Origin of the sequence: Actinomycetospora rhizophila (assembly GCF_042657905.1) — a bacterium.
Lineage (GTDB): Bacteria > Actinomycetota > Actinomycetes > Mycobacteriales > Pseudonocardiaceae > Actinomycetospora > Actinomycetospora rhizophila.
Map to the genome: position 1 here is coordinate 162,007 of NZ_JBHSKG010000015.1, position 18,689 is coordinate 180,695.

Here is an 18,689-nt window from a genome sequence, read left to right on the forward strand (position 1 = left end):
GTCCGCCCGCGAAGGAGCGCCCGTGCTGATCGTCTACGGCTTCACCCGCGTCGCCGTGGTGGTGCGCCGCTGGTTCGAGATCTCCCCCGAGGCGGTGATGGAGCACGGCGCCCGCGTGGAGCTGCGCCTGCTCACCCCGCAGGAGCACCGGGGCAGCGAGTCGGCCGCCCAGCCCACGGTCGTCGACGAGGCGTTCTGGCGCGCCGACCTGTTCACCCGGCTCGACCGGCCCGCCGACTCGTGGTCCGCCGCCCACTTCCACCCGTACTTCGACGGCGACGAGCCCTCCGACCGTGTCTGGTCGACCGAGCTCACCGCCGACCCGTGGGGCTGGCTCGCGGCGCAGCTCGACGACGTCGGGGCCCTGCTCGAGGGCGCCGGACGCGACCGGGCCCTCGCCGCCGACGACGTCGACGAGATCCGCGCGGCCGTCCCGCAGATCGTGGCCGCGGCCCGCACGTTCAGCCCGGAGGAGCGGATGTCGCGCGACGAGGACTTCCGCCTCACCAGGGACGCCGCGGAGCGCGTGCGGCGGATGATCGCGCTGATCCCGGACGGCGTCGAGGTCGACCGCGAGTACCTGCGGCCGTGGGTCGAGCAGCCCTAGGGGATCGGGCTCAGTCGAGATCCAGGAGTGCCTCGAGGCCGACGGTCACGCCGGGGTGCCCGGCGACCCCGCGGCACGCGAGCAGCACGCCCGGCATGAACGAGCTGCGGTGCAGGGAGTCGTGCCGGATGGTGAAGGTCTCACCCTCGGTGCCCAGCAGGACCTCCTGGTGCGCCACCAGGCCCGCCATGCGCACCGCGTGCACGGGGATGCCGTCGACCCGGGCGCCGCGCGCGCCGTCGGGGTCGTGGGTGGTCGCGTCCGGGCCGGGCCCGAGACCCGCCTCGGCGCGGGCGGCGGCGATCATCTGCGCCGTGCGCGTGGCGGTGCCCGACGGGGCGTCGGCCTTCTTCGGATGGTGCAGCTCGATCACCTCGACCGAGTCGAAGAACCGCGCCGCCTGCGCCGCGAAGCGCATCATCAGCACCGCGCCGATCCCGAAGTTCGGGACGACGAGCACGGCCTGCCCGGGCTGCAGGCGCCCGCGGACGTCGTCGAGCAGGTCCTGGCCGACCCCGCTCGTGCCGACGACGACGTGCAGGCCGGCGTCGACGCACCAGCGCAAGTTGTCGGCCACCGCCGACGGGTGGGTGAAGTCGACGACGACGTCGGCCTCCCGGAGCGGGTCGCGCGCGTCGTCCACGTCCACCCGGGCGACCAGCTCGAGGTCGTCGGCCCCCTCGACCGCGGCGCACGCCTCGGAACCCATGCGCCCCTGGGCGCCCAGCACGCCGACGCGGATCAACTCTCCACCATCTCCCGCACCTCGTCCGGCAGTTCGTCGACGTCACCGTAGGGGCCGACGACCGCGGCCGTGCGGGGCCCGGTGAGCAGCGAGGACGCCAGCGCGGCCACGTCGCCCGCCCCGACCGCGTCGATGCGCTCGAGCGTGGTCGCGAGGTCGGTGGCCCGGTCGAGGCCGCCGTGGTCGAGCTCGCGGCGCCCGAGGCGCGTCATGCGCGACGACGTGTCCTCGAGGCCGAGCACCAGCTCGCCGCGCAGCTGGCCGCGCGCGCGGACCAGCTCGGCCTCGCTGATGCCGTGGGTGGCGAGGTCGCCGAGCTCGTCGCGCACCACCGCCGCCGCGGCCCCGAGACGCTCGGGCGCGCAGCCCACGTAGACCGCGAGCGCGCCCGCGTCGGTGTAGCCCGTGGTCGACGAGTAGACGGAGTAGGCGAGCCCGCGCTGCTCGCGGACCTGCTGGAACAGCCGCGAGCTCATGCCGCCGCCGAGCACGGTGGACAGCACCTGCAGCGCGGGCCAGCGCTCGTCGGCGCGGCGCAGCGACGGCACGCCGAGCATGAGGTGGGCCTGCTCGGTGTCCTCGTCGCGCACCGAGAGGCGCTCGCCGGGCACGCCGGGCGCGTCCCCGTCGGCCCGGCGGTGCCAGGGCTCGGACGACCCGTCGAGGCGCGACCCGTAGGCCGCCTCCACCGCCGCCAGCACCTCGGCGTGCGCGACGTTGCCCGCGACGGCGAGCACCGAGCGGGCGGGGACGTAGTGACGCGCGTGGAAGTCGGCGAGCCGGTCGCGGGTCATGCCCGTCACCGACTCCTCGGTGCCGATGACCGGCAGGCCGAGCGGGTGCGCACCGAACAGCAGCGCGTCGAAGTCGTCGGCGAGCAGGTCCTCGGGATCCTCGTCGCGCCCGGCGATCTCGGAGAGCACGACGTCGCGCTCGAGCTCGACGTCGGCCGCCGCCATCACGGCGTCGAGCACGACGTCGCCCAGCACGTCGACCGCGAGCGGCATGTCGCGGTCGAGCACGTGGGCGTAGAAGCAGGTGTGCTCCTTGCCGGTGAACGCGTTGAGGTCGCCGCCGACGGCGTCGATCTCCTCCGCGATCGCCCGTGCCGAGCGGCGCCGCGTGCCCTTGAACAGCAGGTGCTCGAGGTAGTGCGCGGCGCCGTGCGTGCCGGCGCCGAGGGCGGGCTCGTCGCGCGAGCCGACCTCGACCCACAGCCCCACCGACGCCGAGCGCGCCCCGGCGACGTGCTCGGTCACCACCCGCAGGCCCCCGGGCAGCACGGTGCGTGCCACGCCGGGGGCCGGGTGCTGTGTCGGCGCGGTCAGGTCGGTGCTGGGGAGAGCCGTCACTCCTGCGACGAGCCCCCGATGGCGCCGGTGACCGCGCCGGAGGTGGCGGGAGCGGCCTCGGCCGACCCGTTCGACCCGGCGGCCTCCGCCGGGGCGTCGGCGGGGGCCTCGGCCGCGTCCTCCTCCTTGACCGGGATGAGGCTGATCTTGCCGCGGTTGTCGATGTCGGTGATCTCGACGCGCAGCTTGTCGCCGACGTTGACGACGTCCTCGACCTTGCCGATGCGCTTGCCGCCGCCCAGCTTCGAGATGTGGACGAGGCCGTCGCGGCCCGGCAGCAGCGAGACGAAGGCACCGAAGGCGGCGGTCTTGACGACCGTGCCCAGGAACCGCTCGCCGATCTTCGGCAGCTGCGGGTTGGCGATGGCGTTGATCCTGTCGATCGCGGCCTGGGCGCTCGGCCCGTCGGCGGCACCGACGTAGATCGTGCCGTCGTCCTCGATGGAGATGTCGGCGCCGGTCTCCTCGGTGATCGAGTTGATCATCTTGCCCTTCGGGCCGATGACCTCGCCGATCTTGTCGACCGGCACCTTCACCGTGGTGATGCGCGGCGCGAACTCGCTCATCTCGTCGGGGGCGTCGATGGCCTCGGCCATGACGTCGAGGATCGCGAGGCGGGCCCCGCGGGCCTGGGTCAGCGCCCGGCCGAGCACCTCGGACGGGATGCCGTCGAGCTTCGTGTCGAGCTGCAGCGCCGTCACGAAGTCCTTGGTGCCGGCGACCTTGAAGTCCATGTCACCGAACGCGTCCTCGGCGCCGAGGATGTCGGTGAGGGCGACGAAGGTCTCCTTGCCGTCGACCTCGCCCGAGACGAGGCCCATGGCGATGCCGGCCACCGGCGCCTTGAGCGGCACACCGGCGTTGAGCAGCGACATCGTCGAGGCGCAGACCGAGCCCATGGACGTCGAGCCGTTGGAGCCCAGCGCCTCGGAGACCTGGCGGATCGCGTAGGGGAACTCCTCGCGCGTCGGCAGCACGGGCACGAGCGCCCGCTCGGCCAGCGCGCCGTGGCCGATCTCGCGGCGCTTCGGCGAGCCCACGCGGCCGGTCTCGCCGGTGGAGAACGGCGGGAAGTTGTAGTGGTGCATGTACCGCTTGGTCGTCTCCGGGCCGAGCGAGTCGATCGTCTGCTCGAGCCGGAGCATGTTCAGCGTGGTGACGCCCAGGATCTGGGTCTCGCCGCGCTCGAACAGCGCCGAGCCGTGCGCCCGCGGGATGACCTCGACCTCGGCGGCCAGCGGACGGATGTCCGTGGTGCCGCGGCCGTCGATGCGGAAGCCGTCGGAGAGGATCCGCTGGCGGACCGTCTTCTTGGTCAGCGAGCGGAACGCCTCGCCGATCTCCTTCTCGCGGCCCTCGAACTTGCCGGAGAGCTCGGAGACCAAGCGGTCCTTGATGGCGTCCTGGGCCTCGTCGCGGTCCTGCTTGCCGGTGATCGAGAAGGTCTCGTCGAGGTCGGAGCCGACCGCGCTCTCGACCGCCGAGTAGACGTCGTCCTGGTACGGCGGGAAGGTCGGGTAGTCCTTCGTCGTCACACCGGTCGCGGTGTAGAGCTCCTTCTGCGCCTCGCAGAGGGTGCGGATGAACGGCTTGGCCGCCTCCATGCCCGCCGCGACGATGTCCTCGGTGGGCGCCTGGGCGCCCTCGCCGATGAGCTTCCACGCGTGGTCGGTGGCCTCGGCCTCGACCATGGCGATGGCGACGTCGGAGCCGTCCGAGGTGACCGAGCCGGCGATGACCATGTCGAAGACGGCGCCCTCGAGCTGCTCCCACGTCGGGAAGGCCACCCACTGGCCGTTGATCAGCGCGACGCGCGTCGCGCCGATCGGGCCGTCGAAGGGCAGGCCCGAGATCTGGGTGGACGCCGACGCCGCGTTGATCGCGAGGACGTCGTAGGGGTCCTTCGGGTCCAGGCTCTGGACCGTGATGACGACCTGGACCTCGTTGCGCAGGCCGCCGGTGAAGGTCGGGCGCAGCGGGCGGTCGATGAGCCGGCAGGTGAGGATCGCGTCGGTCGACGGGCGGCCCTCACGCCGGAAGAACGAGCCGGGGATCCGGCCCGCGGCGTACATGCGCTCCTCGACGTCCACCGTCAGCGGGAAGAAGTCGAAGTTGTCCTTCGGCCGCTTCGACGCGGTCGTCGCGGACAGCAGCATCGTGTCGTCGTCCAGGTAGGCGACGACGGCGCCGGCCGCCTGGCGGGCCAGGCGGCCCGTCTCGAAGCGGACGGTGCGGGTGCCGTAGGCACCGTTGTCCAGGACCGCGGTGGTCTCGTGGACACCCGAGTCTGTCTCGGTCATGAAGGGTTCTCCTCTGCGGGGCCCCTACCGCGCCCCGACCACGGCGGTCACGCCACGCGGCCGGTCTTCGATCGAAGCCCGGGGACGCCGGTGCGTCCCAGGGCCACTACCGAGGACCGGACGACGCGCGGGCATCCCGGTGACGTGGCGGGTGGCGGCGGGGCCGGATACGGGTTCTGCGCACGCCACCGCGCCGACCGGCGACTCGGCCGGCCGGCGCGGGGCGTGCGCGGGGTTCAGGGTCGCCTCGTCAGCGGCGCAGCCCCAGCCGCTCGATGAGCGAGCGGTAGCGGGCCACGTCGACGGAGGCGACGTACTTCAGCAGGCGACGACGACGCCCCACCAGCAGCAGCAGTCCGCGGCGGGAGTGGTGGTCGTGCTTGTGCATCTTGAGGTGCTCGGTGAGCCGCACGATGCGCTGCGTGAGCAGCGCGACCTGCGCCTCGGGCGACCCGGTGTCCGTCTCGTGGACGCCGTACTCGGTGAGGGTCGCCTTCTTCTGCTCGGTGGTCAGTGCCACGGGGTGGTGCTCCAGTCTGCTGTCGTCGGTGCCGTGAGCATGGGCGGCGCCCACCACACCCCGCCGTGACGAGGAGCTGATCGCGGACGACGCACTCGCGGGGGTCCGGACCTGGTGTCGAGATCGGGGCCGGTCCACCCGCCGCCCGGCCACCACGGACCGCAGCCAGGCGAAACAACTCCCAGTGTAGCGACGGGCCCGTCAGCGGCCCGGCTCGGGTGCCTCGCTGCGTGCCGCCTGCCGGAGCAGGCCCGCGAGGGAGGGGAAGCCGCGGTCGAGGGTGTCGGCCGCACGCGCCAGCTCGTCGGGACCGGCGACCGTGCGCAGCAGGTCGTAGGAGCCGGTCGCGCTCGTCGGGGCACGCGGCTCGGCCGCCCGGACGTCGGCGAGGAGACGCTCGACGGCGGCGGGGTCGGCGGTGGGATCGGCGGTGGGATCGGCGGCGGGCCCGGTCACCGCCTGCTCGAGCAGCACGAGCCGGCCGAGCACCGCCGGGGTCCCGATCTTCACCCGCCGCCCGCTCATGAGCTGCGAGAGCATCGGCGAGCTGATGCCCAGCGCCGCCGCCAGCGCCGCCTGCGAGATGTCGAGGGCGCCCAGGAGGCGCCGCAGCCGGTCGCCCAGGGGCTCGCCGTAGAACCGGCGCTGCAGCTCGCGGTTGCGCCGCACCGTCTCCGCGGCTTCCGATGGGCCCACGCGGCGAGCGTGGCAGCCGGCGCACCGCGGTGGTGGCCGTTCCGGAGAACTCAGAGGCCCAGGACCTCGCGGGTCCGGGCGACGTCGCCGTCCATCGCGGCGATGAGCTCCTCGATGCCGTCGAAGCGGTCCATGCCACGCAGCCGCTCGACGAAGTCGACCCCGACGCGGGCGCCGTAGAGGTCCTCGTCGTGGTCGAGCACGTACGCCTCGACGGTGCGGTGACGCCCCGAGAACGTCGGGTTGGTGCCCACCGATGTCGCCGCGGGCCGGACCTCGCCGCGGTGGTGGAACCAGCACGCGTACACCCCGTCGGCCGGGATCGCCGCGTGCTCGCCGCAGTCGACGTTGGCCGTCGGGTAGCCCAGCTCCCGGCCGCGCTGGTCGCCGCGGACGACGACGCCCTCCAGGCGGTGCGGGCGCCCCAGGGCCTCCGCGGCCGCGCGGACGTCGCCGGCGGCGATGCTCGCCCGGATGTAGGTCGACGAGAACGTGACGGTCGAGCCGGCCGCGGCGCCCCCGAGCGGCTCGGTGACCAGGTCCACGCCCTCGGCGGCGAACCCGAAGCGCTGCCCGAGACGCTCGAGCTCGGCGACGTCGCCGGCCGCCTTGTAGCCGAACGTGAAGTTCCGCCCGACCACGACCATCGCCGCGTGCAGGCGGTCCACGAGCAGCTCGTGGACGAACTCGTCGGGCGCCACCCGCGCGAGGTCGGTGGTGAACGGCAGCACCCAGAAGGCGTCGACGCCGAGCTCGGCGACGAGCTCGGCCCGGCGGGTCAGCGTCGTCAGGCGCGCCGGGTGCGTGCCCGGGCGCAGGACCGACGCGGGGTGCGGGTCGAAGGTGATCAGGACGGTGGGCAGCCCGAGCTCGCGCCCGTGGGCGACCGCCCGGGCGATGAGCTGCTGGTGGCCGCGGTGCACGCCGTCGAACACGCCGATGGTGACGACGCACCGCCCCCAGCCCGACGGCACGCCGTCGAGTCCCCGCCAGGTCTGCACGGCCGGGAGCGTACGGCCGGTCGCCGGGGTCACGCCGTGTCGGTGGGGGTGATCAGGCGGGAGCTCACGCCGGTGCTCATGCCGGCGCGAGCACGAGGACGGGCCGCGCGGCGCCGCGGTCGTCGGCGACGAGCCCGACGACGTGGCCGTCGGGACCGAACACGCCGACCGTCCCGGCGCGGCCCCCGGCGGGCAGCGGGCGGCCGTGCGCGAGCCCGGCGGCCTCGTCGGCGTCGGCGTCGCGGCGGGGGAAGGCGACGGCGACGGCGGCGTCGAGGTCGAGCGAGAGCGACGCGCGGCCCGCCGCCTCCTCCTCCTGCGCGAGGGTCTCGATCGTGCGGGCCTGCGCGAGGGTGAACGGGCCGACCCGCGTGCGGCGCAGCGCGGTGAGGTGCCCGCCGACGCCGAGCCCGGCGCCGAGGTCGCGGGCCAGGGCGCGCACGTAGGTGCCCGACGAGCAGTCGACGAGGACGTCGAGGTCGCGGAACGGCCCCTCGGTGCGGGTGGCGAGCACGTCGAAGCGGCCGACGGTGACCGGGCGGGCCGCGAGCGCCACGTCCTCGCCGGCGCGGGCGCGCTCGTAGGCGCGCCGGCCATCGACCTTGATCGCCGAGACGCTGCTCGGGACCTGGGCGATGTCGCCGGTGAGCGCCCTGATGCCCTCGGCGACGGCCGACTCGCCGACCTGGCCCGTGTCAACGGGCTCGCCCAGCGGCTCGCCCTCGGCGTCGTCGGTGCCGGTCGCGAGCCCGAGGCGGATGGTGGCGAGGTAGCTCTTGGTGTCGAGCGCGAGGTGGCCGAGGAGCTTCGTCGCCCGCTCGACGCCCAGCACCAGCACGCCGGTGGCCATCGGGTCGAGCGTGCCCGCGTGCCCCACCTTGCGGGTGCCCATCAGGCGCCGGGCGCGTCCGACGACGTCGTGCGAGGTCCACCCCGCCGGCTTGTCGACCACCAACAGCCCCGGCGGCGGGGGCTCCCGCCGCTCACCACGTCCGGCCATGGGCGACCATGATGCCTGCCTCTCCCACCCCGCCCGGCACCGTCCCGGCAGGCATGCTGGGGAGGTGACCATCCCGACGCGCACCGACGTCCTCGTCGTGGGCGCCGGCCCCGCCGGGTCGGCCGCCGCGGCCTGGGCCGCCGACGCCGGCCACGACGTCGTCCTCGCCGACGCCGCCGTCTTCCCCCGCGACAAGGCCTGCGGCGACGGCCTGACCCCGCGGGCGATCGCGGAGCTCGAGCACCTGGGGCTCGGCGCGTGGGTGCGTGGCCGCGGCACCAACCGGGGCCTGCGCGCCGCCGGCTTCGGCCAGCTGCTCGAGCTGCCCTGGCCCGGCGGGTCGCTGCCCGCGCACGGCGGGGCCGTGGCGCGCACCGAGCTCGACGCCCGCATCCGCGCCGTCGCGCTCGAGAAGGGCGCGCAGCCCGTGGAGGGCGCCCGCGCGGTGGACGTCGAGCGCTCCGGGGACGGGGTCTCCGGTGTCGTGTTCAGCACCGCGGACGGGGAGACGACGACCATCGGGTGCCGGCGCCTCGTCGTCGCCGACGGGGCCCGCTCGACGCTCGGGCGGGTGCTCGGGCGGGAGTGGCACCGCCGGACCGCGTACGGCGTCGCCGCGCGCGGCTACGTGCGCTCCGGTCGGCACGACGACGCGTGGATCTCGTCGCACCTGGAGCTGCGCGGCACCGAGAACGAGGTGCTCTCGGGCTACGGCTGGGTGTTCCCGCTGCACGACGGGCACGTCAACATCGGCGTCGGCACCCTGGCCACCGAGGCGCGGCCCGCCAACGTGCGGCTCCGCTCGCTGATCGCGCACTACGCCGACCAGCGACGCGACGACTGGCAGCTCGACGGCGAGGTGCGCGACGTCGCCTCGGCCCTGCTGCCGATGGGCGGCGCGGTGTCGGGCGTCGCGGGGCGCAACTGGGCGCTCGTGGGCGACGCCGCGGGCCTCGTGAACCCGCTCAACGGCGAGGGCATCGACTACGGGCTGGAGAGCGGGCGGACCGTGGCCGGCCTGCTCGACACCGACGACGACCTCTCGCTGGCCTGGCCCGCGACCCTGCGCCGCCACTACGGCTCGGCGTTCTCGATCGCCCGGCGCCTGGCCACGCTGCTGACGATGCCGCGCCTGCTCCCGATCGCCGGGCCGATCGGCATGCGCTCGCGGGCGCTGATGACCGTCGCCCTGCGCGTCATGGGCAACCTCGTCACCGAGGAGGACGCGGACCTGGTGGCGAAGGCGTGGCGCGTCGCCGGGCGCGCGTCGCTGCGTGTCGACGACCTGCCCCCGTTCCCCGCCGCCGACCTGCGCCGCCCGGTCGTCGCGAGCTGAGGACTCTCGAGGTCCTGCTCGACGCGGCGAGCTCCTCAGGTCCCCGTGACCGCCCAGGCATCGCCCCGCACGCGCAGGCCGACGGCCACGGCGCGGGCGACGATGAACAGCGACAGCCCCGCCCAGATGCCGACCAGACCCCACCCGAACACCAGCGAGAGCCAGATCGTCGGCAGGAACACGCACACCGCCGAGCCGACGGTGATGCGCCGCAGGTAGGCCGCGTCGCCGGCGCCGAGCAGCACCCCGTCGAGCGCGAAGACGTAGGCCGCGAGGGGCTGCAGCGCGACGAAGAACCACCACGCCTGCGGGACGACCTCGCGCACGGCCGGGTCGGGCGTGAAGACCCCGGGGAGCACGCCGGCGGTGGCCGCGAACACGATGCCCGCGAGGCAGCCCAGGACCAGCCCGTAGCGGGTCACCCGGCCGCTGACCCGCCGCGCGGTCCCGACCGACGCCGCCCCGAGCGCGGCGCCGACCAGCGACTGCGCGGCGATCGCCAGCGCGTCCAGCACGGTGACCATGAACGTCCAGAGCTGCAGGACGATCTGGTGGGCGGCCACCGACTCGGCGCCGAAGCGGGCGGCGACCGCCGTCGCGGACAGGAAGCAGGCCTGGAACGCGGCGCTGCGCAGGAGCAGGTCGCGGCCCAGCCCGAACTGCGCGCGCATGTCGGCGGGCACCGGCCGCAGGGAGACGCGCTCCCGGACGAGCGCGCCGACGAACAGCAGCCCCACCACCGCCTGCGCGCCGACGTTCGCCCACGCCGAGCCCTCGAGGCCCAGGCGCGGGAACGGGCCGACGCCGTACACGAGCAGGGGGCACACGATCGCCGAGAGCCCGTTGCCGGCGAGCACCACGACGATCGGGCGCCGGGTCTCCTGCACCCCGCGCATCCACCCGTGGCCGGCGAGCGCGACGAGGATGCCCGGTGCGCCCCACACGGCGATCCGCAGCCAGCCGGTGGCGGCGGCGGCGACCTCTCCCCCGCCGCCGAGCAGGTCCGCGAGCCGGGGCGCCAGCAGCCACAGGGTCGCGATGACGATCGCGCCGACGCCGAGCGCGATCCAGGTCGCGGCGACGCCCTCGCGCACGGCGGCGGCCCGGTCGCCGGCGCCGTGGTGGCGGGCGGCGCGCGCCGTGGTGCCGTAGGCGAGGAAGGTGCCCAGGCCCGCGATCTGCGCGAGCACCACCCCGCCCACCGCGAGCCCGGCCAGCGGCACGGCGCCGAGGTGCCCGACGACGGCGGTGTCGACGAGCAGGTAGAGCGGCTCGGCGACGAGGACCACGAGCGCCGACGAGGCCAGCGCGAGGACCCGCCGGGCGCCGGGATCCGTGTCGGCCTGTGCGCCCGCGGTCATCCGAGCTGTGTCATCCGAGAAGGGGCGCGTCCGCCAGTGCGCGGCGGACGCGGTCGAGGATGTCCGGGGCGTCGCCGTCGACCGTGAAGCCCGAGGCGTGCCGGTGCCCCCCGCCGCCGAGCGCCGAGGCCGCGGCGGCGACGTCGAGGCGGCCCTTCGAGCGCATGTTCGCGGTCCAGCGCCGGTCGCCGACCTGCTTGAGCACCACGGCCACCTCGGCCTCCGCGGTGGTGCGCAGGACGTCGATGACGCTCTCGATCTCCTCCTGGCGCCCGACGTCGATGTGGTCGCGGGTGACCAGGGCGTGCACGAGCCCCAGCCCGCGGGCCTCGTCGACCTCGAGGCGGGCGGTGGCGAGCACCGCCGAGAGCATCGCCAGCCACGAGAACGGGTGGGTGTCGAGCAGGGGGCGGGTGACGGCCTCGGCGTCGACGCCGGCGACGAGCAGGCGCGCGGCCATCGCGTGGGTGTCCGGGGAGGCGGCGCGGAAGTTGCGGGTGTCGGTGACGAGCCCGGCGTAGAGGCAGCGGGCCGTCGGCAGGTCCACCGACGCGCCCATGGCGTCGAGCAGGTGCAGCACCATCACCGCCGTCGCCTCGGCCCGCGGGTCGACGTACCAGTAGGTCCCGAAGCCGGAGTTCGAGACGTGGTGGTCGATCACCAGCGTCGTCCCCGCGGTCTCGGCGCGGTCGGCGAGCGGGCCGAGACGGTCGACGCTGCCGGTGTCGAGCACGACGAGCAGCTCGGGGATGTGCACGACCCGGTGGTGGGGCACCACGAGGCCCGCGACGTCGAGGTCGCGCAACGACTCGGCCGGCCGCTCGGGCGCCCCGAAGGACACCTGGACCTGCGCGCCGCGGCGGTGCAGGGCGAGCCCGAGCGCCAGCGCGCTGCCGAGCGCGTCGGCGTCGGGGTTCACGTGGGCGAGCAGCACCACCTGCCGCGCACCGGTGAGCACCCCGACCGCCTCGTCGAGGGTGATCGGCCGACTCGTCACGCCGTGACTCCGGGCCCGGCTCTCCTCGGCCGCCACCATCGCGGGTGCGCTCCCTCCGTGCCGTGCACCGACCGTGGCGGCCGGCGTGACGCCGTCACGGTACGGAGTCGAGGTCAGCCCGTCGACCGCGCGCTGTGACCAGGTTCCTCCTCGTCCCCGACCGGTACGTCCTCGAGGTCCTCGAGGTCCTCGTCGTCCTCGTCCTCGCGCGGCTTGCGGTACGGGTCGGCCTCGCCGGCGTAGGCGGCGCCGACGGCCAGCGTCGCGACCTCCGCGTCGGCGCGCCGGACACCCTCGAGCAGCTCGTCGAGGCGCGCGGCGCCCTCGGGCACCGCGTCCGGCACGAACTCGAGGCTCGGCGTGAACCGCACCCCGGTCTGGCGCCCGACCGCCGTGCGCAGCACGCCACGGGCGCTCGCGAGCGCCGCGGCCGAGCCGGCGCGCTCGGCGTCGTCGCCGTAGACGGTGTAGAACACCGTCGCCTCGCGCAGGTCGGCGGTGACGCGGGTGTCGGTGATCGTCACCATCGCCAGGCGCGGGTCCTTGACCTCGTGCTCCAGCGTCGAGGCGACGATCTGGGAGATCCGCTTGGCGAGCCTGCGGGCCCGTGGCGCGTCGGCCATGGCGCGGTCCCTCCTCGGTCGTAGTGGCTAGTCGTCGTGGGGACCCAGCCAGCGGGTCCGCGCCGAGAGCACCTGGAACTCCGGGTGCGCGGCGACGAGGCGTTCGCAGTGGTCGAGCACGTCGGTGACGTGCCCGGCGTCGGCGGCCACGGCAGCCACCCCGATCAGCGCACGACGGTGCAGATCGAGGTGGCCCGCCTCGGCGACCGACACCGCGAACTTCCTCTTGATCTCGGCGACGACCGGGCGCACCACGGAGCGCTTCTCCTTGATGCTCCCGACGTCACCCAGCAGCAGGTCGAGCTCGAGGGCGCCGACGTACATCCGTCAGCGCCCCCGAGCCGGACGAGAGCCAGACCTCACTCGCGCGGCTTCTCGCGCATCTCGTAGGTCATGATCTTGTCGTCGACCTTGATGTCGTTGAACGACCCGAGCGTCAGACCGCACTCGTAGCCGTCGCGGACCTCGGTCGCGTCGTCCTTGAACCTCTTCAGCGAGTTGACCGTGAGGCTCTCGGCGACGACGGCACCGTCGCGGACCAGGCGCGCCTTGGCGTTGCGCCGGATGATCCCGTCGGTGACCAGGCAACCGGCGATCGTGCCGACACGCGAGGAGCGGAAGACCTCGCGCACCTCCGCGGTGCCGAGCTCGACCTCCTCGTAGATCGGCTTGAGCATGCCCTTGAGGGCCTGCTCGATCTCGTCGATCGCCTGGTAGATGACCGAGTAGTAGCGGATGTCGATGCCCTCGCGGGTGGCCAGCTCCGTGGCCTTGCCCTCGGCCCGGACGTTGAAGCCCAGGACGATGACGTCGGAGGCGATCGCGAGGTTGATGTCGCCCTCGGTGATCGCACCGACGCCGCGGTGCAGCACCCGCAGCTGGACCTCCTCGCCCACGTCGATCTTCATGAGCGCGTCCTCGAGAGCCTCGACGGTTCCCGAGTTGTCACCCTTGATGATCAGGTTGAGCTCGTTGGTCTCCTTCAGCGCCGCGTCGAGGTCCTCGAGGCTGACGCGCTTGCGACGGCTCGCCAGCTGGGCGTTGCGCTCGCGCGCCCGCCGCCGGTCGGCGATCTGCCGGGCCACGCGGTCCTCGTCGACGACCAGGAACGTGTCGCCCGCGCCGGGCACCGAGGTGAACCCGATGACCTGCACCGGACGGGAGGGCAGCGCCTCCTTCACGTCCTCGCCGAACTCGTCGAGCATCCGCCGGACACGGCCCGACGCGTCGCCCGCGACGACCGAGTCGCCGACGCGCAGCGTGCCGCGCTGGACCAGCACCGTGGCCACCGGGCCACGGCCGCGGTCGAGGTGCGCCTCGATCGCGACACCCTGGGCCTCCATGTCCGGGTTGGCCCGGAGGTCCAGGGAGGCGTCCGCGGTGAGCAGGACGGCCTCGAGCAGCCCCTCGATGTTGATGTTCTGGCGCGCGGAGATGTCGACGAACATCGTGTCGCCGCCGTACTCCTCCGCGACCAGCCCGTACTCGGTGAGCTGCTGACGGATCTTCTGAGGGTTCGCACCCTCCTTGTCGATCTTGTTGACCGCCACCACGATCGGCACGTCGGCCGCCTGCGCGTGGTTGATCGCCTCGATCGTCTGGGGCATCACGCCGTCGTCGGCCGCGACCACGATCACCGCGATGTCCGTGGACTTCGCACCACGGGCACGCATGGCGGTGAACGCCTCGTGACCCGGGGTGTCGATGAAGGTGATCTTCCGGTCGACGCCCTCGAGCTCGGTGTCGACCTGGTAGGCGCCGATGTGCTGGGTGATGCCGCCGGCCTCGGCCTCGGCCACCTTCGTCTTGCGGATGGTGTCCAGCAGGCGCGTCTTGCCGTGGTCGACGTGACCCATGACGGTGACGACCGGCGGGCGTGCCGCGAGGTCGTCGTCGTCGCCCTCGTCGGAGCCGTAGCTGATCGAGAACGACTCGAGGAGCTCGCGGTCCTCCTCCTCGGGGGAGACGACCTGGACGTCGTAGTTCATCTCGCCGCCGAGCAGCTCGAGGACGTCGTCGGACACCGACTGGGTGGCCGTGACCATCTCACCGAGGTGGAACAGCACCTGCACGAGCGAGGCGGGGTTCGCGTCGATCTTCTCCGCGAAGTCGGTCAGCGAGGCGCCGCGGGGCAGCCGGACGGTCTCGCCCTTGCCCTTCGGGAGGCGGACGCCGCCGACCGACGGCGCCTGCATGTTGTCGAACTCCTGGCGCTTCTGCCGCTTCGACTTGCGGCCACGGCGCGCGGGACCACCGGGACGCCCGAAGGCACCCGCGGCACCGCCGCCACGACCACGGCCACCGGGACCGCCGGGGCGACCGCCGCCGCCACGGAAGCCGCCGCCGCCCGCGGGCGCGCCGCCGCCACCGGGACCACCGCGACCCCCACCGGGGCCACCGGGGCCACCACGACCCGCACCGGGGCCGCCGCGACCCGCGCCGGGGCCACCGCGACCGCCACCGGGGCCGCCGGGTCCGCCGCGTCCGGGCGGACCGGACGGGCGGGACGGCATCATGCCGGGGTTCGGACGCGGGGGCATGTTGCCCGGCGTCGCCCCACCGGTGCCGCCGGGACGCGGCGGGCGGTCGCCGGCCACGGCCGGACGCTCGCCGTCACGCGGCGGGCGCGGCGCGGGGGCCGACTCGCCGTCGCGCGGCGGACGCGGGCCGCCCTGGCCGGGGCCCTGGCCCTGACCGGGCTGGGGCCGCTGCGGGCGGGGCGGGGCGCCGGAACCGACGCCGAACGGGTTGTTGCCGACGCGCGGCGACTTCGGGCCGGGCTTCGGCGCCTGCGGGCGCGGCGGGACGGTCGACGTATCGCCGCCCTGCCCTCCACCCTGGGCCGCCTGGCCGTCGGAGGCCGCCGCCGGACGCTGCTGCGGACCGGGGCGCGGGGCACCGCCCTGACCGCCGCCCTGACCACCCTGGCCGCCGCCCTGGCGCTGGTCGCCGCCCTGGCGCTGGTCGCCCCCGGGACGGGGGATGCCGCCCGGACGGGGCCGGTCGCCACCGGGACGCGGACGGTCGCCGCCACCGCTGCCGCCACCGCCGGGGCGCTGGCCCTGCGGGGCGGGGCGCTCGGTCGACGGCGCCGACGGGGCCGCCGGCGCGGCCGAGGCGGAGGCCGCCGCGGGCTGCTCCTGGCCGGGACGGGCGCCGGGGCGCGGGCCGGGACGCGGGGCGCCACCGGACGAGCCCGACGAGCCCGACGAGCCGTTGCCGCCGGGGGTCGCGCCGGGACGCGGACCGGGGGTCGCGCCGGGGCGCGGGGCACCGCCGGCCGCGGACGGGCCGGGCTTGGGTCCACCACCGGGGCGCGGACCGGGCGTGGCGCCCGGACGCGGACGGCGGTCGGAACCGCCGCCGTTGCCGCCGGCCATGGAGTCGCGCAGCTTGCGCGCGACAGGGGCCTCCACCGTCGAGGACGCCGACTTGACGAACTCGCCGAGGGACTCCAGCTGCGTGAGTACCTGCTTGCTGGTGACGCCGAGCTCCTTGGCGAGCTCGTGCACCCGGGCCTTACCTGGCACTGATCTCCTCATTCTCGAGGTCAGCGGGGGCCCGCGACCTCGTGTCTACGCCTGCGCCTTCATCGTGAGGGCTTCACGGCTGGCTCATGGGGGTCGACCTGCTTCCTCGTACGCACGCGACGGTCGTCGCGCCTGTCGTGCCCGGTGGGTGGGGTGCCGGCCGGAGCGAGCAGCGCGTGCAGGGCTCCGGTGTCCAGCGGCCCCGGGACACGTAGTGCCCGGGGGAACGCCGACCGGCGCTCCGCGCGATGCAGGCAGTCCGGGTCGGGGTGCACCCACGCACCGCGACCGGGCTTCCGATGCCGTGGGTCGGGATCGACGATCCCGCCCGCAGCCACCACTCGCAGCAGTTCCGACGCCGAGGCCCGCGAACGGCAGCCGATGCAGGTGCGCACCGGGCCGTGGACGTCCTCGGGACGGTCACGCTCCGGCGCCACCCCACGACCGGGCTCGCGGGTTCGGGCCACCGGCTACTCTACCGCGCCGCTCGACGGCTGCTCGACCCCGCCACCGGACACCCTGATCCCGGACGCCTCGGCCGCGTCCCCTGCCGTGTCCTCTGCCGCATCCTCGGGAGGCGCCTCCGCGTCCGACCGGATGTCGATCCGCCAGCCGGTGAGGCGGGCGGCGAGCCGGGCGTTCTGGCCCTCCTTGCCGATGGCGAGCGAGAGCTGGAAGTCCGGCACCACCACGCGGGCCGTGCGCGCCTTCGGGTCGACGACCGTCACGGAGACGACCTTCGACGGCGAGAGCGCGTTGCCGACGTACTCGGCGGGGTCGTCGGCCCAGTCGATGATGTCGATCTTCTCGCCGTTGAGCTCGCTCATCACGCCGCGGACGCGGGCGCCCATCGGGCCGATGCACGCCCCCTTCGCCCCGAGACCGGCCACCTTGGACCGCACCGCGATCTTGGTGCGGTGCCCGGCCTCCCGGGCCACCGAGACGATCTCGACGTGGCCCGCGGCGATCTCGGGGACCTCGAACGCGAACAGCCGCCGCACCAGGTTCGGGTGGGTCCGCGAGAGCGTGACCTGCACGCCGCGCGGGCCGCGGTTGACCCCCACGACGTAGCAGCGGATGCGGGCACCGTGCTCGTAGCGCTCGCCGGGCACCTGCTCGGCGGCCGGGAGCACGCCCTCGATGGAGCCGATCTCGACGACGACCACGCCGCGGGCGTTGGCCCGCGCGTCGCGCTGGACGACGCCGGCGACGACCTCGCCCTCCTTGGCCGAGAACTCGCCGTAGGTGCGCTCGTGCTCCGCGTCGCGCAGCCGCTGCACCACGATCTGGCGCGCCGTCGCGGCGGCGATACGTCCGAAACCCTCGGGCGTGTCGTCGTATTCCCCGAGGACCTCGCCGTCCTCGCCGGTCTCCGGCACCAGGACGGCCACCGTGCCGCTCTTGCGGTCCACCTCGACCCGGGCGCGGGGGTTCTCGCCGCCGTTCTGCTTGTAGGCGGTGAGCAGCGCGGTCTCGATCGCGGAGAGCACGGTCTCGAACGGGATCTCCTTGTCCCGCTCGATGGCGCGCAGCGCGGCGATGTCGACCTTCACGACCGTTCCTCCTGTCCGTTGGTGCCCTGCTCGCCGGTGACGGCGCCGGTGGCGGCGTCCGCGGCGTCCACGAGGGCCTCGACCTCCGCGGGGGGCGCCGGCTTGAACTCGACCTCCACCACGGCCTGCGCCACCTCGGCGAGCGGGACGTGGTGCAGCACCGGTCCGCGCGGGGTGCCCTCCGCCAGCGTCACGGTCGCGCCGTCGCCACCGCCGTCGCCGCCCTCCCCCGCGGCGCCGACCGGGCCGACGCGCGCGGTGAGCGTGCTGCCGTCGGTGCGCGTGAGCGCGACCCGGCGCAGCCAGGCGCGGCGCCAGTGGTGCGGGCGGGTGAGCGGTCGGTCGGTACCCGGCGTCGTCACCTCGAGGGTGTACTCGCCCTCGGGGGTGCCGGTCCCCCGCGCCTCGTCCAGGGCGTCGAAGGTCGTCGAGAGCTCGCGGCTCACCCCCGCGACGGCGTCGAGGTCCGGGCCCGGCGCCGGCGGGTCGTGCGGGCCGGGCACCTCGGCGGTGTCCACCACGACGCGCACGACCCGGCGGCGGCCGGCCGGGCGCACCTCGAGGTCGTCGAGCACGAAGCCGGCGGCCTCGACGACCTCGAGGACGGTCGGGCGCAGGCGGTCGGCGGCATCACCGTCGGGACCGGCGTGCGCGGACGTCCCACGGGACAACGGAGCTCCTCACGGGCGGGCCCGCCGCGGGTCGGCGCGGGGCGCCCGGGTGGCGATCACCGGGGCGCGGGACGGGCGGGGCTGAGCAGTGCTGGCGGGCGCCGTGATGCCGGCGCGCAGTGGTCCAGCCTAGCGCTCGCCCCCACCCGTCCCGCCGTGCCGCCGCGTCGCGCGGCCCGCCCGGGCGGGCGGCTGGCAGACTGGCCCGCCGTGGTCGCCGAGCTCGCCCAGCACGAGGACGCCCGCCGGGGCACGCCGCGCCGCACGGTCCTCCGGGGCGCCGTGACGCTCGCGGCGGTCGGGGGGCTCGTCGCCGCCGGGTGTGCCCGCGAGGAGGGGCCCGACGAGCTCGAGGCCCCGCTCGCCGCCGCCCGCGCCGCCGCCGCGGCGGGCGCCC

General features: G+C 75.1%; 17 protein-coding genes and 1 pseudogene. 3 read left to right on the forward strand and 15 right to left on the reverse strand.

The features are described from left to right. The first annotated feature begins 22 nt into the window (after positions 1–22). On the forward strand, positions 23–607 hold the full coding sequence (locus tag ACFPK1_RS24380; protein ID WP_378023548.1) for a hypothetical protein: 585 nt from the start codon (positions 23–25) through the stop codon (positions 605–607). Between the two features lie 10 nt (positions 608–617). On the opposite strand, the gene dapB is transcribed toward ACFPK1_RS24380, so the two are convergent. From dapB to truB, 7 genes are all read right to left on the reverse strand, one after another. Next, positions 618–1,352, reverse strand: coding sequence for a 4-hydroxy-tetrahydrodipicolinate reductase (gene dapB / locus ACFPK1_RS24385; protein WP_378023549.1), 735 nt, complete (start codon positions 1,350–1,352; stop codon positions 618–620). Next, the gene (locus ACFPK1_RS24390) at positions 1,349–2,647 is read right to left on the reverse strand and encodes a M16 family metallopeptidase (protein WP_378023550.1); all 1,299 of its coding nucleotides are present in this window, start codon (positions 2,645–2,647) and stop codon (positions 1,349–1,351) included. The genes dapB and ACFPK1_RS24390 overlap by 4 nt, the downstream gene beginning before the upstream one ends. 53 nt (positions 2,648–2,700) lie before the next feature. Continuing rightward, complete coding sequence (locus ACFPK1_RS24395) at positions 2,701–5,004, reverse strand: polyribonucleotide nucleotidyltransferase (protein ID WP_378023551.1); 2,304 nt, start codon at positions 5,002–5,004, stop codon at positions 2,701–2,703. Positions 5,005–5,254: 250 nt separating this feature from the next. Beyond that, positions 5,255–5,524, reverse strand: a complete 270-nt coding sequence (rpsO, locus tag ACFPK1_RS24400) for a 30S ribosomal protein S15 (RefSeq protein ID WP_133824989.1) — start codon at positions 5,522–5,524, stop codon at positions 5,255–5,257. A 201-nt stretch (positions 5,525–5,725) separates the two neighbouring features. Beyond that, positions 5,726–6,220: a helix-turn-helix domain-containing protein gene (locus tag ACFPK1_RS24405; RefSeq protein ID WP_378023552.1), complete on the reverse strand. Its 495-nt coding sequence runs from the start codon at positions 6,218–6,220 to the stop codon at positions 5,726–5,728. Between the two features lie 50 nt (positions 6,221–6,270). Continuing rightward, entirely contained in the window at positions 6,271–7,221 is a 951-nt protein-coding gene (locus ACFPK1_RS24410) for a bifunctional riboflavin kinase/FAD synthetase (RefSeq protein ID WP_378023553.1), read from the reverse strand. A 76-nt stretch (positions 7,222–7,297) separates the two neighbouring features. After that, entirely contained in the window at positions 7,298–8,221 is a 924-nt protein-coding gene (gene truB, locus ACFPK1_RS24415) for a tRNA pseudouridine(55) synthase TruB (RefSeq protein ID WP_378023554.1), read from the reverse strand. 64 nt (positions 8,222–8,285) lie between these two features. Between truB and ACFPK1_RS24420 the strand changes: the two genes are divergently transcribed. Next, positions 8,286–9,557, forward strand: coding sequence for a geranylgeranyl reductase family protein (locus tag ACFPK1_RS24420; RefSeq protein ID WP_378023555.1), 1,272 nt, complete (start codon positions 8,286–8,288; stop codon positions 9,555–9,557). A 35-nt stretch (positions 9,558–9,592) separates the two neighbouring features. Here the strand turns inward: ACFPK1_RS24420 and ACFPK1_RS24425 are convergent, their stop codons facing one another. The 8 genes from ACFPK1_RS24425 to rimP form a co-directional block, all read right to left on the reverse strand. Beyond that, positions 9,593–10,918 (reverse strand): MATE family efflux transporter, encoded by a 1,326-nt coding sequence (locus ACFPK1_RS24425; protein ID WP_378023556.1) that lies wholly within the window; start codon positions 10,916–10,918, stop codon positions 9,593–9,595. Positions 10,919–10,928: 10 nt separating this feature from the next. Then, a complete protein-coding gene (locus ACFPK1_RS24430; RefSeq protein WP_378023557.1) occupies positions 10,929–11,915 on the reverse strand; it encodes a DHH family phosphoesterase in 987 nt (328 codons plus the stop codon). Positions 11,916–12,028: 113 nt separating this feature from the next. After that, positions 12,029–12,538, reverse strand: coding sequence for a 30S ribosome-binding factor RbfA (gene rbfA / locus ACFPK1_RS24435; protein ID WP_378023558.1), 510 nt, complete (start codon positions 12,536–12,538; stop codon positions 12,029–12,031). Between the two features lie 27 nt (positions 12,539–12,565). Beyond that, positions 12,566–12,862: a DUF503 domain-containing protein gene (locus tag ACFPK1_RS24440; protein ID WP_345425223.1), complete on the reverse strand. Its 297-nt coding sequence runs from the start codon at positions 12,860–12,862 to the stop codon at positions 12,566–12,568. A 35-nt stretch (positions 12,863–12,897) separates the two neighbouring features. After that, the gene (infB, locus tag ACFPK1_RS24445) at positions 12,898–16,068 is read right to left on the reverse strand and encodes a translation initiation factor IF-2 (RefSeq protein ID WP_378023559.1); all 3,171 of its coding nucleotides are present in this window, start codon (positions 16,066–16,068) and stop codon (positions 12,898–12,900) included. Positions 16,069–16,127: 59 nt separating this feature from the next. Continuing rightward, the gene (locus tag ACFPK1_RS24450; protein WP_378023560.1) at positions 16,128–16,535 is read right to left on the reverse strand and encodes a YlxR family protein; all 408 of its coding nucleotides are present in this window, start codon (positions 16,533–16,535) and stop codon (positions 16,128–16,130) included. Positions 16,536–16,538: 3 nt separating this feature from the next. Further along, a complete protein-coding gene (gene nusA, locus ACFPK1_RS24455) occupies positions 16,539–17,621 on the reverse strand; it encodes a transcription termination factor NusA (RefSeq protein ID WP_378023561.1) in 1,083 nt (360 codons plus the stop codon). Next, on the reverse strand, positions 17,618–18,292 hold the full coding sequence (gene rimP, locus ACFPK1_RS24460; protein WP_378023562.1) for a ribosome maturation factor RimP: 675 nt from the start codon (positions 18,290–18,292) through the stop codon (positions 17,618–17,620). Before rimP ends, nusA begins: the two co-directional genes overlap by 4 nt. A gap of 210 nt (positions 18,293–18,502) precedes the next feature. Between rimP and ACFPK1_RS24465 the strand changes: the two are divergent. Then, positions 18,503–18,689 (forward strand): annotated as a pseudogene (locus tag ACFPK1_RS24465) (hypothetical protein); the annotation flags it as partial.